At 72.0% G+C, this 17,015-nt stretch carries 13 protein-coding genes; 7 read left to right on the top strand and 6 right to left on the bottom strand.

All coding sequences use genetic code 11. From position 1 onward, the window contains the following. The first annotated feature begins 53 nt into the window (after positions 1–53). Entirely contained in the window at positions 54–527 is a 474-nt protein-coding gene (locus BMG523DRAFT_RS10025) for a hypothetical protein (RefSeq protein ID WP_011437050.1), read from the top strand. Here the strand turns inward: BMG523DRAFT_RS10025 and BMG523DRAFT_RS10020 are convergent. The 6 genes from BMG523DRAFT_RS10020 to BMG523DRAFT_RS09985 all read right to left on the bottom strand — a co-directional run bounded on the left by BMG523DRAFT_RS10020 (position 512) and on the right by BMG523DRAFT_RS09985 (position 11,940). Further along, positions 512–715, bottom strand: coding sequence for a DUF5703 family protein (locus tag BMG523DRAFT_RS10020; RefSeq protein WP_011437049.1), 204 nt, complete (start codon positions 713–715; stop codon positions 512–514). The two genes, BMG523DRAFT_RS10025 and BMG523DRAFT_RS10020, sit on opposite strands and share 16 nt — an antisense overlap. 209 nt (positions 716–924) lie before the next feature. Then, positions 925–2,175 carry a hypothetical protein gene (locus BMG523DRAFT_RS10015; protein ID WP_200923102.1) on the bottom strand — a complete coding sequence of 417 codons (1,251 nt, stop codon included), beginning with the start codon at positions 2,173–2,175 and terminating at the stop codon, positions 925–927. Beyond that, positions 2,172–3,953, bottom strand: coding sequence for a glycosyltransferase family 39 protein (locus BMG523DRAFT_RS10010; RefSeq protein WP_011437047.1), 1,782 nt, complete (start codon positions 3,951–3,953; stop codon positions 2,172–2,174). The genes BMG523DRAFT_RS10015 and BMG523DRAFT_RS10010 overlap by 4 nt, the downstream gene beginning before the upstream one ends. Before the next feature lie 391 nt (positions 3,954–4,344). Further along, positions 4,345–5,841: an NAD(P)/FAD-dependent oxidoreductase gene (locus tag BMG523DRAFT_RS10005; protein ID WP_011437046.1), complete on the bottom strand. Its 1,497-nt coding sequence runs from the start codon at positions 5,839–5,841 to the stop codon at positions 4,345–4,347. Between the two features lie 1,800 nt (positions 5,842–7,641). Continuing rightward, positions 7,642–9,477, bottom strand: a complete 1,836-nt coding sequence (locus tag BMG523DRAFT_RS09990; RefSeq protein ID WP_235463044.1) for a glycosyltransferase family 39 protein — start codon at positions 9,475–9,477, stop codon at positions 7,642–7,644. A gap of 96 nt (positions 9,478–9,573) precedes the next feature. Then, a complete protein-coding gene (locus tag BMG523DRAFT_RS09985) occupies positions 9,574–11,940 on the bottom strand; it encodes an ATP-dependent RecD-like DNA helicase (protein ID WP_023841061.1) in 2,367 nt (788 codons plus the stop codon). A gap of 210 nt (positions 11,941–12,150) precedes the next feature. Here BMG523DRAFT_RS09985 and BMG523DRAFT_RS09980 point away from each other — a divergent pair, with 210 nt between their 5' ends. From BMG523DRAFT_RS09980 to BMG523DRAFT_RS09955, 6 genes are all read left to right on the top strand, one after another. Further along, a complete protein-coding gene (locus tag BMG523DRAFT_RS09980) occupies positions 12,151–12,978 on the top strand; it encodes a histidine phosphatase family protein (protein WP_011437042.1) in 828 nt (275 codons plus the stop codon). A gap of 6 nt (positions 12,979–12,984) precedes the next feature. After that, the gene (locus BMG523DRAFT_RS09975) at positions 12,985–13,527 is read left to right on the top strand and encodes a DUF3090 domain-containing protein (protein ID WP_043590965.1); all 543 of its coding nucleotides are present in this window, start codon (positions 12,985–12,987) and stop codon (positions 13,525–13,527) included. Between the two features lie 48 nt (positions 13,528–13,575). Then, positions 13,576–13,761, top strand: coding sequence for a hypothetical protein (locus BMG523DRAFT_RS09970; protein WP_023841063.1), 186 nt, complete (start codon positions 13,576–13,578; stop codon positions 13,759–13,761). 4 nt (positions 13,762–13,765) lie between these two features. Further along, positions 13,766–14,545: an SCO1664 family protein gene (locus BMG523DRAFT_RS09965; protein ID WP_011437040.1), complete on the top strand. Its 780-nt coding sequence runs from the start codon at positions 13,766–13,768 to the stop codon at positions 14,543–14,545. 200 nt (positions 14,546–14,745) lie between these two features. Then, positions 14,746–16,068, top strand: coding sequence for a cysteine--1-D-myo-inosityl 2-amino-2-deoxy-alpha-D-glucopyranoside ligase (gene mshC, locus BMG523DRAFT_RS09960; RefSeq protein WP_035941620.1), 1,323 nt, complete (start codon positions 14,746–14,748; stop codon positions 16,066–16,068). A 2-nt stretch (positions 16,069–16,070) separates the two neighbouring features. Beyond that, entirely contained in the window at positions 16,071–16,985 is a 915-nt protein-coding gene (locus BMG523DRAFT_RS09955) for a DivIVA domain-containing protein (RefSeq protein WP_043590964.1), read from the top strand. Positions 16,986–17,015 lie beyond the last annotated feature (30 nt).

Here is a 17,015-nt window from a genome sequence, read left to right as displayed (position 1 = left end):
CGCGGGGCACCATCCGCGTAGGAGCCATCGTCGATGCATGACATGATGGGGGTATGGCTGGCGATCCGCTGTCCAGCATCGGCCTCGGAGCTCCGCTGGACGCGGACGCGGACCATCCCCGGGCCACCTACGCCTATCTCGTGCAGGTCAGCCGGGACGGCAGCGTATGGATCGCCGATCGGGCCGAGCCGTCCGGGGGCATCGAGGTCAGCGTGTTGTCCGCGCTGGAGGTCGCCCGGCAGGTTCTGCGTCGCCGGTTTGTGCAGCTGCGGGCCGATGACAGCGCCCATTGGAGCGATCACTGGTTCCGGGTCGACGTCTGGACGGTGGAGCGGTCCCGGAAGGCGGATACCGGCGACGCCGGAGCCGGCGCAACTGGAGCCGGCGCAACTGGAGCCGAGGTGCCGGCCGGATGGGCGTTGTCGGGACGGCATCTGCAGACCCGGGGGATCGCTCCGGACGTGGTCGAGGTGCGCACGCCCTCCCAGGTCCGCTGCCAGGTGGGCGGCTGTCAGGTGGGCAGATAGCCGGGCAGGCCGCCGGGGCGCCGACGGCGGCGCAGCACTACCCGCCGGGAGCCATCCGGGAACAGCCGTAGGCGTTCGAGCTCCCAGTGGCCGAACTCGGCGTGCATCGTGAGGATCTGGACGGCTGCCCGGCGGTCCGTACCCGGCGGCAGGTACAGCCGCTGGTACTCCAGCTCTACTCCATCCAATGCGGCCTGACCTCGTGGTTGCGAGCGGAGGATGACCGGCTGCGTGTGGTGTGGTGTGGCGTGGGATGGCGACCGATCATCGTGCGGTCCCCCTCTACGTTAACCGTATCGCCATCTTCTGGAAGGGCTTCTGGAAGCGCTCGCGAGATGATGCGGGCCCAGCGCGCCATCCACCGACGCGCGGCCGGTGGTCAGGGCACGGCCGGTGGTCAGGGCACGTAGGAGAGGGTGAAGGCCAGCGTCGCGTAGAGGGTCATCGCGGCCGTGGTGGCGGCGAGCGTGAAGGTGAAGATCTCCCGCCGGGCGGTGACGAGCGCGGCGACCAGCAGGAACGGGAACGCCCCGTAGACGTACCGCTCGGCGGAGTCCAGGTTGCTGCCGGTCAGCACGGCAGCCAGGACCAGGGCGCTCCACACCGGGTACGACACTGGCAGCCGGCGCGCCATGACCACCAGCCCCACGAGCGCCAGGAGCAGCCACGGCACGTGCAGCGCCGTGCCCAGCTCGCCGGAGAAGGCGCCCCGCGCCGCGTCCCACAGCACCGCCAGCGGGTTCGAGCTGCTGCCGTGACGTGCCGCGTCGCGCTGCAGCGTGAACGGCGCCAGCCCGTCCCCGTAGGAGTGCGCCGACCACAGCAGGTAGATGCCGGCGCCGGCCACCGGGGCGAGCACGGCGAGTAGTCGACGCAGCCCGTCGCGGGCGGTGAGCGTTCCAGCCGTAGGCGTGGTGGCCGGCGTGCCAGGGCCGGGGCCGGGGCCGAGCCGGCGGACGAGCGGCCAAGGCAGCCCCCGGGCCGCCTCGAGAAGCACCGGCACCGCGAGGATCAGACCGAGGGGGCGACACAGGCCGCCGAGCAGGCCGGCCACGGCCGCCAGTTCCCAGCGCCCGCTGCGGGCACCGAGGAACACCGCCACGGCCAGCAGCCCGGCGAGTGCCTCGGCGTACCCCATGACCAGGACGAAGGCGGGTGGAGCCAGCGCGGCGAGCCAGATGAGCCGGGTGGTCGCCTCCGGGGCGAACCCCTCGAACCGGGCGAGCCCCACCAGCAGCAGCGCGAAGACCAACGCGCACACGTTGACCACGACCAGGAGCACGACGCCGACGTGGGCGTCGGCTCCCGGCAGCTTCGACAACCCCCGCACGAGCAGCGGCAGCAGGGGAAAGAACCGGCGGCTCTCGGCCCCAGCGCCGCTGTACCCGACCTCGGCAATCGTCTTGTACCACCCGGCGTCCCAACCGAGCAGGTCGGTGGTGCTCAGCTGCGCGCCCTGCTGCCCGCGGGCGTTGTCGGCGATGTACCTGGTCAGCGCCAGGGCCGCACCGACCGCCAGCCGGGCCGCGAGCCAGGCGAGCACGACCTCGCGCAGTTGCCAGCGGTCCTCCCAGCGGGTGGCCGCATGCCGGCCGCCCATGCTGCCACCTACCCGATGATCATCCGGCAGGGCCTCGGTCGCGGTCAAGAGGCCCGGAACCGCAGCAGCGCGTAGTTCTCGTAGACCTTGGCCGGCAGACCCTGCTTCATGACCTCGTCCGCGAGTGGCCGGGCCTCCTGCAGGGTGGTGCGCACCACCGTGCACAGCTCCTCGTAGGTGCGGTATGACCCGGAACCGGCGAGAAAGACGGTGTGTTCCGGACCGGCCTCGGCGAGGGCGCGCCGGGCGATCGCGACCCCGTTGGCCGATTCGTTGCGCTGCTCGTAGTCGACCCAGTCGACCCGATCCGGCGGTGCGTAGGTCGGCACGACGTACACCTTCATCCAGTTCGGCACGGTACGGGCGAGGCCCGGTCCGAGCTGGTCCGGGCAGACCAGCATCACATCACCGGGCCGGGCGGTCCGCTCGAGGACCTGCGCGGCCTCGGTGGCCTGGCTCCGCTCCCGGTGGATGTCGGAGGTCCCGGCGAGCAGACCGGTCAGGGCGGCGACGGCGACCACTCCATGGAACACCCGCCGATCGGTGATGATCGTCGCGCCGAGCCCGATGACCAGCAGGAACGGCACGAAGGCGGTGGCGGTGTACCGGTCGGCCCAGGCGTTGCCGACCACCTTGCCCGCCGTCACCGCGACGACGAGTGTGCCGGTGGCCAGCAGGAACAGGGTCCGACCCGGTTCGAGACCACGCAGATCGAGAAGGATGAACCGGCTACCCGCGGGCCGGCCGGCGATGCCGGCGGCGGCGAGACCGGTGATCAGGAACAGCAACAGGCGACCCAGGGTCGTCGGGCCGCCGGCCCACTGGCCGTAGGCGTGGGAGATCGCGGCATAGCTGGCGGGCTCGCCCCAGGGGGTGCCGGTGTGGGCAAGCTGGTCGAAGAAGTCGGGCAGCCACGGGGCGAAGACCAGCCCGCCACCGACGATGCCGAGCAGCCCGAAGACCGGCCCCCGCCGCTGCGGGGTGAGGAAACGGGTCGGTGTCCGGTGACTGTGGGGGGCGCCCCGGCCCCGGCTTCCCGGGCTTCCCGGGGCGGAACGGTATCCGGGTACACCTGTCGGGCCCGGATCGTTCGCCGAGGCGGTCATGCCGCCCGGCACACCCGCCGGGTCCGCCGCGCCCGCCCCGCGCCGGATCTGGCGCGCGACCCACCACGGACGGGCCACCAGCAGCAGGACCAGCCACGTTCCGACCGTGAGCAGCAGGTAGAGGCACCAGTAATGGGTCAGCGCCAGGCCTCCCGCGCAGAGCGCCAGGGCGATCGTCGATCTGATCGACGGTGCCCGCAGGACGCGCTCCAACGCCAGTCCACCCAACGCGGTGAGCAACACGATGAGGCTGTACATCCGGGTCTCGGTCCCGAAGTACAACGCGAACGGCGACGTGAGGTACAGCACGACGCTGACCCGCGCCGCCCGCTCGCCGACCACGCGGCGGGCGAGCAGGAACAGCGGCCACGCCGCACCGATGTTGATCAGCGCGGACAGGGAGCGGACCGCGAAGGTGCCCTCGCCGAACGCTTTGATCCAGCCGTGGAGCACCAGGTAGTACAACGGCGGTGAGCCGTCCCGTAGCAGGCCGTCCCACATCGTGAAGGCCGACCCACGCAGGGGCAGGCGGGCGATGGCGACGCTCTGCGCCTCGTCCAGCCAGAGTGCCTGGCTGGCGGTGAACCGCACGATCACCGAGACGGCGAGGAGCACTCCCATCACCGCGGTGAAGATCCGTCCCGCACGGCCGGATGCGTTCCCGACCTGGTCGACCGGCTCGGGGATCTGCTCCGCCGGCCGGACCGCGACATCCGTCACGGTCAGTCCCTTCCGTCCACATTGACCGGACTGCGACGGGCCGGCCGGTAGACGATCGGCCGGCCGGGCAGGGCCGCATCCGGTACCAGTCTCGCGTGGCGCGCCCCTACGCCTCGATGATGTTCCGGATGGGTGATGGGACGCGGCCCGTCCCATCACCCATCCGATCCGTACCCGGTAATACCGGGTACGTCCCCGGCCATGCCGGCCGGCCCCGGAAGTGGAGCGGGCGCCGACGGTGAAACGCGCCCGACAACCTGCCCGACAACCTGCCCGACAACCTGCCCGACAACCTGCCCGACAACGCGCCTGACATTGTGGCGGCGTCCGTCGAACCCGTGCCCCGGACGAACCCGTCCCGGATGAATCCGTGCTCCGGACGAATCCTCCGTCAGGACCGGGCGATGCCCCGGGCCGGCGACGAAACCTCCTCGTGGTAATCCTCCTCGACGTTGACCTCCCACACATCGTGCTTGGTGCCGTCGATGATGTTCTGGACCGTGAGCATCGCGGTGAGCATCGAGTGGTCCTGATTGTTGTAACGGTGCATGCCGTTACGGCCGACCGGGTGGACGTTCGGCGTGTTCTCGGCCAGCCAGGCGCGGATGATATCGACGTTCTTCTTGTAGTGTAGGTCGTAGTATGGATATGCCTTCGGCATGCGTACGACGAAACCCTCTTCCACCTGCTGGGCCCTGATCAGACCCAGCTCGACGAGTTCTTTCGTCCCGAGCGCGACCAGTTCCTCATCGGAGGCGTTCCAGGTCTCGTCACCCTCGAAGACGAAGTACTCCAGGCCGAGGCAGGTACGCCCGTCCTTGACCAGGAATGGCGACCAGGAGGCGAAGTTCTGGATCCGGCCGACCTTGACGGTGGGGGAGTGGATGTAGATCCAGTTGTCCGGGAAAGCGGCCGAGGCCGGCACCACGAGGGCGATGGTGAGGAAGTCGCGGTACTTCAGCGCGTTCGCCGCGGCCAGCACGTGGGCCGGTGCCGGCGGGTCCATCACCCGGACGAGGGAGGAGAACGACATCGACGAGATGATCTCGTCGGCCTGGTACTGGTACTCGCTGCCGAGGTCGGAGCGCGAGGACTCCGGGGCGCCGGCCCCTGGGCCGTACCCGCCGGTCACGGTCGTGGTGACGCCGGTCGCGCGGCCGTCGGCATGGTGGATCTTGCGGACCTTCTCCTCGAAGACCACCCGGCCACCCTGCTTAATGATCTTGTCGGTGGCGGTCTCCCACATCATTCCGGGCCCGTACTTGGGGTACTGGAACTCCTCGATGAGGGAGGTGATCTCCTTCTGGTTCCGCTTCGGTAGGACCGCGTTCACGATCGCGTTCATCATGGACAGGCTCTTGATGCGCTGCGCGGCCCAGTCCGAGGGCATCTCGCTCACCGGAACGCCCCACAGTTTCTCGGTGTAGGTCTTGAAGAAGGTGCGGTAGAGCCGCCAGCCGAAACGGGCCACCAGCCAGTTCTCGTAGTTGCTCTGGTCCTGCGGCGGCCGGATCCGGGCCGCGGCGTAGGAGGCGATGCAGCGCGCCGCCTCGACCAGGCCAAGCCCGCCGAGCGCGTTTCCCGCCTTGAGTGGGTAGTCGAAGAACTTCCCGTTGTAGTAGATGCGGCTCGATCGGGGGCGCAGCAGGAAGTCCTCGTCCGGCAGGATTTCGTGCCAGAGCTTTTCGACCTCGGGAACCTTGGTGAAGAAGCGGTGGCCGCCGATGTCGAAACGCCAACCTTCACGCTGGGCCGTACGGCTGATTCCGCCGACGACCGAGTCACCCTCGATAATCGTCACGGGGACGTCCCGTTTCACCAGCTCCCAACCGGCGGTCAGACCTGCCGGTCCGGCTCCGATGACGACTACCTCTGGCTTTTCGGTCACTGTGCCGGACCTCTCCTCAACACACACTCATGGTCACTCGGGTGGACGGACACCGGGCATCGCGCCACCGGGACGCCGGGCCCCTGGGACCGGTCCTGGGTCGCAAGTGTTGCATGGCGCGAGCGGAGACCCGTCCGCACCCCCTCGACCTGTCCGCACCCCCTCGCCCCGACACGATGCGATGATCCGTTATACGTCCGCCCTATTCCCATAACGCGCCTCCGCGCCGCCTGATCGGGTGGGGCACTGGCATCGTGCGCACATGGGATTGTCGATACCCGGCCAACGGGCACCGCAGACCTCGCCTCCCCCGGACGGGCCGCTTCCTCCGGGGCGGGTGATGCCGGCGATTCTGGTCGGTTGGTGCGCGGTGGCCGGTGGCATCGCGGCCAAGGACGGTCGGTACGGCGCCTGGGCGCTGTCGAGTGTCCTGGTAGGTTTCGCGGCGGTGGTCCTGGCGGTCGTGGCCACCGCCGGCACCAGCAGCACCGCCGGCACCAGCAGCACCGCCGGCACCAGCAGCACCGCCGGCACCAGCAGCACCGCCGGCACCAGCAGCACCGCCGGCACCGCCGTGGCCGTGCGCCCGCGCGGGTGGTTCGGGGCGTGGCTGCTCGTGGCGGTCGTGATCGGCGTCGCGCCGCTCGTGCGCCGTCCCCGCTACTACGCCGCCGGCCGGTTCGCCACGGCGGCGGACGTGCTCGCGATCCTCGCGGGCCTGCTCGCCGCCGGGTCGATCATGGTCATGCTGCACCACGTCGGCCGGGGGCGTCGGATCGGCCGGGAGCACCACCGGGGCCGGGGCCGGCTCGATGTGCTCGCCTCTCCGTGGGTGTTCTGGCTGGTCCTGGCCTTGGCCTGTGCGGCGGGCGTCGCTACGATCCGCGCCGCGCCGACGCCCCGCATCGACGTCTTCCACCTGCTCCAGGTCTCCGCGGCCGGCCTGCCGCACGGGGCCGACATGTACCGGCAGCAATGGGCGCCGAGCCGGGCCGAGTACCCGGTCGACGGCCTGTTCGACGTCTACCCCTATCTACCGGTCACGTCCGTGCTCCTGGCTCCCTTCCGGCTTCTGCTCGGTGACGTCCGTTACGGCCTGCTGCTGGCCCTGGCGGTGGCGGCGGTCCTGATCCGCGCGGTCGCGGGACGGGCACCCGCGGCGCCGGCGGTGGCCGCGCTGCCGTTGCTGGTCGTCGTGTTCCCCGAGTCGATGTACGCCCTGCAGCAGTCCTGGACCGAGCCGTTGCTCGTGGCGTGCCTGGCGGCGACGGTGTGGGCGTCGACGAGCGGGCGGGGACGGGTGGCGGTCGTCACGTTCGCGCTCGCCCTGGCGACCAAACAGCACGTCGCGCTGCTGATCCCCCTGGCGGCGGGCTACCCCGCGTTCGGGCCCCGCCGGACGGCCTCGGCCGCGGCCGCGGCGGCGCTCCTCGTTGCCCCCTGGGTGCTGGCCGGTCCCCGGGACTTTCTCGACGACGCGGTCTGGACGAACCTCCACTACGAGGTGCTCGCCCACTCGCTGTCCCTGCCGGGCCTGGCGTCGCATTTCGGGGTCACGCTCGGATTCGGCTCGACCGCGGTCGCCCTCCTCGGTGCCTACACGGCGGCCTGGCGGGCTCGCGGGGACGCCACCGGGTTCTGCCTGGGGGCGGCGTTGGTCCTGCTCACCCTGAACCTGATGAACAAGCAGACCTTCTTCAACCACTACACGTTGCCGATGGGTCTGCTCGTGCTGGCCGTCGCGGCCCTCGCCGTCGACGACCCCGCCCGCGCCGTTGACGACCCCGCCCGCGCGGGCGGTCAGCGCAGCGTGGAGAACCGTTCCAGCGACGCGCCCTCGTACAGGTTGCGCCGCTCGACCTGCACGGTGCGGTCGCGCAGCGTGGCGAGTTGGTCGGACAGCACGGCGCAGGCGCCCTCCAGGAACCGGTAACCGTCCGCGCGGACGAGCAGCACGGCGTGGCCGGGGCCGGCCAGTTCGTTGACCTCGGCCGCGAAGCTGGTGCCGTTCGCCCGTTTCATCCGGTCGGCGTAGTCGACCCAGTCGACGAGCGCCGGGCCGGAACTGTCCGCGTACACGATCTCCCGTACCGTGACTTCGCCGTGCCGTTCGATTGCCCGGTGCACGGCCGGGCCGAGCTGGTCCGGGCAGTAGGCGACCACGTCTCCCGGCCGGGCCAGCGCGACGATCCGGCCCGCGATCTCCCCGGCCTGGGTGCGTTCGGTCCGGGCGAGCTGCCACCCGCCGAGCAGGCCGCTGAGCGAGGCGACGATCAGTACCCCGGCCCGCACCCGCCGGCCCGGCAGTTGGGCGATGCCGAGCGAGGCGAGCAGCAGGCAGGCCGGCAGGGCGATGCCGGTGTAGCGCTCGGCATATGCGCTGCCGCCGAACATGTTCACGCAGTAGGCCAGGACGAGGGGGACCAGCCAGATCGCGGCCAGGTAACGGCCCGGCACCCGGCCGGAGACCTTGACCGCGAGCTCCCGCCCGTCCGGACGCGCGGTCAGGCCGATGAGCGCGCCCCCGAGCAGCACGATGCCGAGCAGCGCACCGGTGGAGGTCGGGCCGGCCCAGTCGAAGACCGTGTCCAGCAGCACCTGGGCCTGCACCTTGGGCGCCCAGGGCGTTCCGGTGTGCAGCATCTGGAACAGGAACGACGGCATCCACGGCGCGAACAGCACGGCGGAAGCCGCCATCGCGGCGAAGGCCCGCAGGGTCACCTGCCGGTACTGGGGTCGCCGCCGGGCCTGTAGCAGCATGAACGCCGCCACGGTGAAGATCAGCAGGAACGTCCAGTAGTGGGTGTAGACGAGGGCGGCGGTCGCCAGCGTCAGCATCGCCAGCCGTGCCGGCTCGGAGCGTTCCAGCGCCCGCACGGTCGCGAGCCCGAACACCAGCACCAACAGGACGACCAGCGAGTACATCCGCGTCTCGCTGCCGTAGCGGATCGCGTAGGGAGAGCAGGCGAACATCAGCAGGGTCGCCAAGCCCACCCAGGCGTCGGCGTCGCGGCCACCGTTGCCGGCCTGGAAGGCCGTCCGGCCCACCCGCCGTCCGGCCAGCCACGCCGCCGGCAGCGTCGCCAGCGACAGCACCCCGGACAACGCCCGGACGGCGACGTCCCCGTCGCCGAACACCGCGATCCAGGCGTGCAGCAGCAGGTAGTACAGCGGCGGTGAGCCGTCGTGCCGCAGCGCGTCGAGCAGCTGTGGGACGGGGCGCGAGGCGATGGCGACCGTCAACGACTCGTCGAGCCACAGATGGCTGGGGGTGGCGAACCGCATCAGCGCGCCGGCGGCAACGGCGAGTATGACAGCGACTACCAGCAGCTGCGGGCTGGCCGCCGCGATCCGCGCCACGGCGGTGGTCGTGCGCGCGGTCCCGGGCGTGATGACCGTCCCGGTCGTGACATCGGCTGTGGCGCTGTTCGCGGCTGTGGCGCTGTTCGCGGCTGTGGCGCTGTTCGCGGCTGTGGCGCTGTTCGCGGCTGTGGCGCTGTTCGCGGCTGTGGCCACGACCGCGGTCGCGGTCACGTCCACCGGCGCCTGGGGGCGGCGGGGACCCGAGAGCACCGCCGGCCCGGATCCGGTGTCCTGGCCGACGGTTGGACTCCCGGATGCGTCTACGTTCACCATGCCCCCTCGTCTGCCACGATCTTGCCTCCTGTCAGAGAACCGCCTTCCGCCGGGTGGCCGCAGTCGCCTGCTGGCGGGGATGTACGCCCCGACACTTCAGACTGTCATCCGTTCGTCGCCGTCCCGTACGCGGGCTGCCTCCCCAGCGGTCGCGCCGCCCGCCCGCCGCGCGTCGGATCCGCCATCGGGCCTGCCGTCCGGCCCCCCGTCGGGATCTTCGTCGGGATCTTCGTCGGGATCGTCGAAGCCGCCGGCGGTCTGCCCGGCGAGCAGAGCCGGGAGCAGCGTCGTGCGGCGCCGTCCGCCCGAGCTCCGCACGGCGTTGCGGATGGCCGGGCCGTTCACGGCCACAATCGACAGGTGGGCCTGCGCCCGGGTCAGCGCCGTGTAGATCAGCGGACGGGTGAGCATCCGGCCGGCCTCCGGCGGGAACACGGCGACGACGGCGGGCCACTCGCTGCCCTGCGCGCGGTGCACCGTCACCGCCCAGCCGTGCCGCAGATCACCGAGGACACCGGCGGGCACCTCGACGACGCCGCCGGGAAACGCGACCCGCAGCGCACCGCGTTCGCCCAGCGCGACGACGGTGCCGATTTCGCCGTTGGCGAACCCGACGTCGATATGGTTCGCCGTGGCCACCACACGGTCCCCGATGTCGAACCCGGAGACGGCGCCGCCGCCCGGGTTCAGCGTGCCCTTCAACGCGGTGTTGAGCGCCGTGGTGCCTGCCGGACCGGCGTGCACCGGGGTCACGACCTGGATGTCCGCGACGGGAATGCCGAGCGCGCGGGGGATGGAGTTGGTGACGAGCTGGACGGTGCGATGCGCAGCCTCGCCGGAGCTGCCGGACGGCACCACCACGACCTCCCGGCCAGGCCCCGGCGGCGGCAGCTCCCCGCCGCGTACCGCGGCGGCCATCGTCGCGATGGCGCCGCCGTCAGCCTGTCGGTACAGCCGCCGCAGCTCGGTCACCGGGACCTCACCGGACTCGAGCAGGTCGGCGAGGATCTGCCCCGGTCCGATGCTCGGCAGCTGGGCCGGGTCCCCGACGAACATCAGGTGCGTGCCGTCCGCGCAGGCGTCGAGCAGCGCGGCGGCGAGCTCCGCGTCGAGCATCGACGCCTCGTCGACGACGACGAGGTCGGCGTCGATCGGGTTGTGCTCGCCGCGCGCGAACCCGCTGCCGCGCCCCTGGGCCTGCAACAGCCGGTGCAGGGTGCTCGCCGGCGCCCCGCACAGCTCCTCGAGGCGTTTGGCAGCCCGTCCGGTCGGCGCGGCCAGTGCGACGACCGCCTCGGCCGCCCAGGCCAGTCGTACGACGGCCGCGACCGTGCGGCTCTTGCCCGTTCCCGGCCCACCGGTGAGCACACTGACGCCGGACTCCAGCGCGGCGCGCGCCGCCGCGAGCTGGAGCTCGTCCAGCCCGGTCACCACCTCGTCGTTTGCCGGTCCGCCGTCGTTTGCGGGTCCGCCGCGGCCCGCCGCGGCGGCGTCCCGGTTCGTGTCCCCCTCGGTGCCATCGGCGCCGAGGGGGCTCTCGTCCCCCCCGTCCTTGTCGTCATCCTTGTCGTCGTCGAACGTCAGCGCCGTAGGAGGCGGGGCGGTGGCGGCCCATGCGGACACGGCCCGCCCCGCCGGATCGTCGTCGTCGACGGATCCCAACCCGTCGTACCCAGGCCCGTCGTACCCAGGCCCGTCATCGGGTCGGCGGCGGGCTCTGGGGGCGCCCGCGCGCAGCGGCTCGGCGGTCGCCGTCAGCCGTTCGATGCCGTCCGCGACGGACTGCTCGGCCATCGCGTACCGCTCCAGCGCGATCCGGTCGCCGACGGTGATGATCCGCCCGTCGTCGAGCGCCACGGTCAGCGCCGCGCTCGGATCGGCCACCCCCTCGCGCGCGGCGGCACGCAGCACCGCCTGCACGGGGCCCGCGGTGTCCCCGGCCCGGGAGGCGGCCCGGCCGAGCAGATGGGTGAGTACCGCCGGGCCCCGGCGCGGATCGTCGCGCTGCAGACCGCGGCGGCGGGCGAACCGGTCGGCCTGGGCGATCTCGGTGTCGGCGGCGGTCAGCAGCATCCACGGATCGGCCCGCAGGAGGTCGGCGGACGCGGGTCCCAGCAGGTCGGTCACCCCGCGCGCGAGCCGGGCCGGAAGATCCGCGGCGACGAGCAGTTCGACGACCGCGTACGTGCCCGCCACGGCGCGGAAGCTGTCGGCGAGCCGCCGGGCCCGCGGCCCGGTGACCCCCTCGACGGTGCCCAACCGGCCGACGTCGACGTGGTCGGGCCGGGTGATCCCGGCCGCGGGCAGCCGGCCGGCCGTCGTGCGGCCCAGCCCCGGCCACAGCCCCGCCCCGCAGAACGCGGCGAAGACCTCCTCGGGGTCCGCTGGCTGCGGGTCCGCTCGTGCCTGCGGGCCGACCGCGTCGGGCTCCGTGGTGGAAGCGGTCGTGTACTCGTCCGGCATGCCGGGAAGCGTAACGACGAACCGTTCCGCCGCTGTTGTAGCCCGCTGGGTAGCGTGGTATCCGGGACGGCGCTGTGGCGGCATGGCTGTAGGAAGGCGATGTCGCGTGTTCCGACCGATGCGCGTCCGGGCCCACCCGTGCGTCCGGGCCCACCCGTGCGTCCGGCCCGGCGGAGACAGTGAGCGTCAGCAACAGAAGGGACGGACCGGTTGACCACAGTCCTGCTGGTCCGCCACGGCCTGACCGCCGTGACCGGCAAGATCCTGCTTGGTTGGACGCCCGGCGTGGGGTTGGACGACCGTGGCCGCCGCCAGGCGTCGGACCTGGCGCGACGCCTCGCGGACATCCCGCTGGCGGCGATCGTCAGCAGCCCGCTCGACCGCTGCCGCCAGACGGCCGCGGCGATCGCCGGACGCCGTCCGGTCAGCGAGGCCAGCCCGGGCGGTCCGCGGCAGGTCGAGATCGACGAGCGGCTCGGTGAGTGCCGGTACGGTGACTGGACCGGGCAGGAACTGGCGACCCTGGCGAAGGATCCGCTCTGGGCGGTGGTGCAGAGCCATCCCAGCGCGGTCGTCTTCCCCGGTCCCGAGGGTGAGGCACTACGGGACACGCAGGCCCGTGGGGTGAGCGCCGTGCGGGAGTGGAACGAGCGGCTGGGCCCGGACGCCACCTGGTTGCTGTGCTCGCACGGCGACGTGATCCGCACGGTGGTCGCCGACGCCCTGGGCATGCATCTGGACATGTACCACCGGATCACCGTCGATCCCTGTTCCCTGACCGTGATCCGCTACAACGAGCGCCGCCCCTTCGTCCGGCGCATCAACGACACCGGCGGGGACGTCGTCGAGCTCCTCCCACCGCCGCTACCCCGGGCAGAGGGCTCCGCCGGGGCCGCCGACGCCGCGGCGTCGTCTCCCGGGTCCCGGAAGTCGCCGGAGCCGCCGGAGTCGCCGGGGTCCAGCGGACTCGACGTGGACGAGGTGATCGGTGGCGGTGCCGGCGGTTTCCGTCCCAGCGCCGGTGGTGGAACGGGCTGATCGGGCATGCCGCGCCGGATACACGTCTTCGNCCCGCCGCAGCGGTTCGTTGTGGGCACCGTAGGCCTTCCCGGCGCCCGATCGTTCTACCTGCAGGCCCGCGACGGGGCGCGGGTCGTCACCGTCGCGGTGGAGAAGGCACAGGTCGCATTGCTTGCCGAACAGCTGACCGAGCTGCTCGACGAGTTGGGCCGCCGCGGCGCGACGCCGCCGCCCGAGCCCGCCCCGGCCGACCCCGACCTGTCCCCGCTCGATCTGCCGATCGACGAGGAGTTCCAGGCCGCGACGATCGCGCTCGGCTGGGATCCGCGTGGCGGACGGGTCGTCATCGAGGCGCAGGCGACGGGCCTGGCCGACTCGATCGTCGGATTCTCCGACGATCCCGACGGGCCGGACGCCGTCCGGGTCCTGCTGGGGTCCGAGCAGGCGCGCTCGTTCGTGCAGCGCGCGGCGCGGGTCCTGGCCGCGGGCCGGCCCTCCTGCCCGTTGTGCGGGCAGCCGTTGGACGACGGTCACGTCTGCCCGCGCCAGAACGGTCATCTGCGTTGATGCGGCCGGCGAGGGGCGCCGGGCCCGCCCGCCGCGGGTGCGCGGTTCGTGGTAGCGGTGCGGTTCGTGGTAGCGGTGCGGTTCGTGGTAGCGGTGCGGTTCGTGGTAGCGGTGCGGTTCGTGGTAGCGGTGCGGTTCGTGATAGCGGTGTGGTCCGGTAGGCCGGACGGTGTGGGAGAGATGTCGCTCACCGTCCGGTCCGGTGACATCACCCTGCCGGACCGGACAGACTGAGGTGATGGGCGTCTCCGCGGCGAGTTCCACTCCGGGGTGGCGACCGCCACTGCATCCGATCGACGGGGGTGGCCTCGACGCCCCCGCCGCCCTCGACCTCCTTCGCCGCGGTGACCTCGAGATCACCGCCCGGCTGGTCGACGCGAGCAACACGACGCTCTGCTGCGACATCTGCGCCGACGGGGTGACCGGCCGCTGCGTCTACAAGCCGGTCCGCGGCGAACGCGCCCTGTGGGACTTCCCGGACGGCACCCTCGCCGCCCGCGAGCTGGCCGCCTACGAGGTCTCCGAGCAGCTCGGGCTTGGCATCGTCCCGCCCACCATTCTGCGTGACGGCCCGTTCGGCGAGGGCATGGTGCAGCTGTGGATCGACACCGACGTCACCGTGGACCTGGTGGCGCTGACCCGGTCCGACGACTCCCAGCTGCGCCGGATCGCCCTGTTCGACGTCGTCATCAACAACGCCGACCGCAAGGGTGGGCACCTGCTGCCGGCGCCCTCCGGCCGGATTCACGGCATCGATCACGGTGTGACCTTCCACACGGACGGCAAGCTGCGCACCCTGCTGTGGACCTGGCGGGGAAGGCGGCTCGACGCCGAGGAGACCGCCTTGCTCGACGACCTGCGTGAGGCGCTCGCGGGCCCCTTCCGGGACCGGCTCGAGGAGCTGCTCACGGTCACCGAGGTCGACGCCCTCACCGTGCGGGTCGACGGGCTTCTGGCCGAGGGCCGGTTCCCGTTGCCCTCGGGGGACTGGCCGGCGATCCCCTGGCCGCCGTTCTGAGCGGGTTCCGGTTCTGAGCGGGTTCCGGTTCTGAGCGGGTTCCGGTTCTGGGCGGGTCACCGGTGCGGATACAGGTGCGGGAGAACATGGGATGTCACCGTCGGTGACCCGAGGTGGATCGGCTTGGGATGCTGTCGGCTACGCTGCGGTTACTCTCCTTGTGCCCGCCGGAGAGTCGGTTCGCGGTTACTCTGACACGCATGCAGGCGTGGCCATCTCCTCCGATACGTTCTCTTCCCGGTCACGGGAAGCCACTGAGGATCTTCGATACGGCCACGTCGAGCGTACGCGAGTTGGCGCCGGCCGTCACCGCAAGGCTGTATGTGTGTGGCATCACGCCCTATGATGCGACGCATCTGGGGCATGCCTTCACCTACCTCACCTACGACCTCGCGCAGCGTGTGCTGCGAGACGCCGGGCATCACGTCCACTATGTACAGAACGTAACGGATGTCGATGACCCGTTGCTTGAGCGAGCCACCCGTGACGGGCTGGACTGGCGGGCCCTCGCCGACCGGGAGATCGACCTGTTCCGCGAGGACATGACCGCGCTGCGGATGTTGGCGCCGGACGCCTACGTCGGGGTGGTCGAGGCCATCCCGATGATCGTCGACATGGTGGTGGAGCTCGTCGACCGGGGCGCGGCCTACCAGGTCGACGACGACCTGTACTTCTCGATCGCCACCGCACCCGCCTTCGGGGAGATCTCGCATCTCAGCCGGGCCGAGATGCTGGCGATCTGCGCCGAGCGCGGGGGTGACCCGCGCCGGACCGGCAAGAAGGACCCCCTCGATCCGCTGCTGTGGCGCGCCCACCGCCCCGGCGAGCCGTCCTGGCCCTCGCCGTTCGGCCCCGGCCGGCCCGGCTGGCACATCGAGTGCTCCGCCATCGCCCGCCACTATCTCGGCGGGGTCATCGACATCCAGGGTGGCGGAACCGACCTGAGCTTTCCGCACCACGAGTGCAGCGCGGCGCACGCCGAGGTCGCCGCCGGCATCCGGCCGTTCGCCCGCAGCTACGTGCACACCGCGATGGTGAGCCTCGACGGCCACAAGATGTCGAAGTCGCGGGGCAACCTGGAGTTCGTCTCCCGGCTGCGCCGGGCCGGGGTGGATCCGGCGGCCCTGCGGCTGGCCCTGCTCGATCATCGGCACACCGAGGACTGGGAGTGGACGCCGGGCCTGCTCGACGACGCCGTGGACCGGATGAACCGGTGGCGGGCCGCCGTCGCCCTGCCCACCGGGCCTGACGCCATGGGACTGCTCGCCGCCGTGCGTGAGCGGCTCGCCGACGACCTCGACGCCCCGGGTGCCGTCGCCGCGGTGGACGCCTGGGTCGGCGCCGCGCTCGCTGATGCGGGCGGCTCCGCCGGTGCGGGCCCGGATCCCACCCATCAGGGGGGTCCGGTTCGCGGTTCTGGCGGTGACGTGCCCGCCTGGGGGGAGGCGCCCGCACTCGTGCGGCGCCTCGTTGACACACTGCTGGGCGTAGACCTTGAACCCGTCAGACCCAGAGGGAGCTGAGGATGGGAGCTCACCATCGCCGGGTGGATCCCGGGGCAGCGACCGAACGGCCCGCCTTCGACGAGGTCGCGCATGGCTACGACCCTCATCAGGTCGACGACTACCTGGCCACGCTGTGGCGTTACGCCAGCCAGGTGACCTCGCGCGCGGCCGCGGCCGAAAGCGCCCTGAAGCACGAGCGGGCCCGCAGCGCGAACATGGGCGTCGAGGGCCTGGCCGCGCAGGCCGGCGGTCGGATCGGCCAGATGCTGACCATCGCCCAGCAGGAGGCCGAGGAGATCGTCACGGGCGCCCGCCAGATCGCGGAGGCGGCGCTGGAAGAGGTGATCGAGGACGCCGGGGCGAACCACCCGATCGTGCGGGAGGCTCGGGAACAGGCCGAGAAGCTCCTCCTCGACGCCGTGGAGGAGAGCCGCCGGCTCGCCCGGGAGCGGCATGCCGAGCTGGAGGTGGAGATCGCCCGGTGCACCGCCTCGCTCGAGGCGCTGCGTCACCAGCAGGGTGAGATCATCGGCGCGATGCTGCGCCTGCGGGGGGTCCTGGCCTCCGACGAGGTGGACCGGGCGGTCACCGACCTGGCCCGGGCGGGTGCGGCCGCGCCGACGACGTCGGGCACGTCTGGGACGCCGGGCGGAGCCGGTCCTGCCGGTTTTCCCGCGGGCGGTGCGGTCCCCGCGGGCGGTGCGGTCCCCGCGGGCGGTGCGGGAGCGTCGGATCTTTCCGAGACCGCGTGGGCGACCGGTCGCGTCGCCGGCCCGGGGCGGCGTTCCCCGGGCCGGCATCGTCAGGCCGACGTCGCGGACGCGGAATCCCACACCCCGCCCACTCCGCGCGAACCGGTCACGAACTCGGCGAACGTGCCGTTCCGCCGTGGCGCCGACGAGGACATCATCGACGCCGAGATCGTCGAGGAGTAGCGAGATCGTCGAGGAGAAGGGTGGCCCGGT

This window comes from Frankia sp. BMG5.23, from assembly GCF_000685765.2.
GTDB classification, from domain to species: domain Bacteria; phylum Actinomycetota; class Actinomycetes; order Frankiales; family Frankiaceae; genus Frankia; species Frankia casuarinae.
This window is presented reverse-complemented; position numbering and strand designations above follow the sequence as displayed.

What these genes read in the sequence shown, in the direction of transcription:
- BMG523DRAFT_RS10025 (WP_011437050.1), top strand. Translation starts at nt 54, where the DNA reads ATGGCTGGCGATCCGCTGTCCAGCATCGGCCTCGGAGCTCCGCTGGAC.
- BMG523DRAFT_RS09965 (WP_011437040.1), top strand. Translation starts at nt 13,766, where the DNA reads ATGGGCGTCTCCGCGGCGAGTTCCACTCCGGGGTGGCGACCGCCACTG.
- BMG523DRAFT_RS09985 (WP_023841061.1), bottom strand. Translation starts at nt 11,940, where the DNA reads ATGCCGGACGAGTACACGACCGCTTCCACCACGGAGCCCGACGCGGTC.
- mshC (WP_035941620.1), top strand. Translation starts at nt 14,746, where the DNA reads ATGCAGGCGTGGCCATCTCCTCCGATACGTTCTCTTCCCGGTCACGGG.
- BMG523DRAFT_RS09990 (WP_235463044.1), bottom strand. Translation starts at nt 9,477, where the DNA reads ATGGTGAACGTAGACGCATCCGGGAGTCCAACCGTCGGCCAGGACACC.
- BMG523DRAFT_RS09955 (WP_043590964.1), top strand. Translation starts at nt 16,071, where the DNA reads ATGGGAGCTCACCATCGCCGGGTGGATCCCGGGGCAGCGACCGAACGG.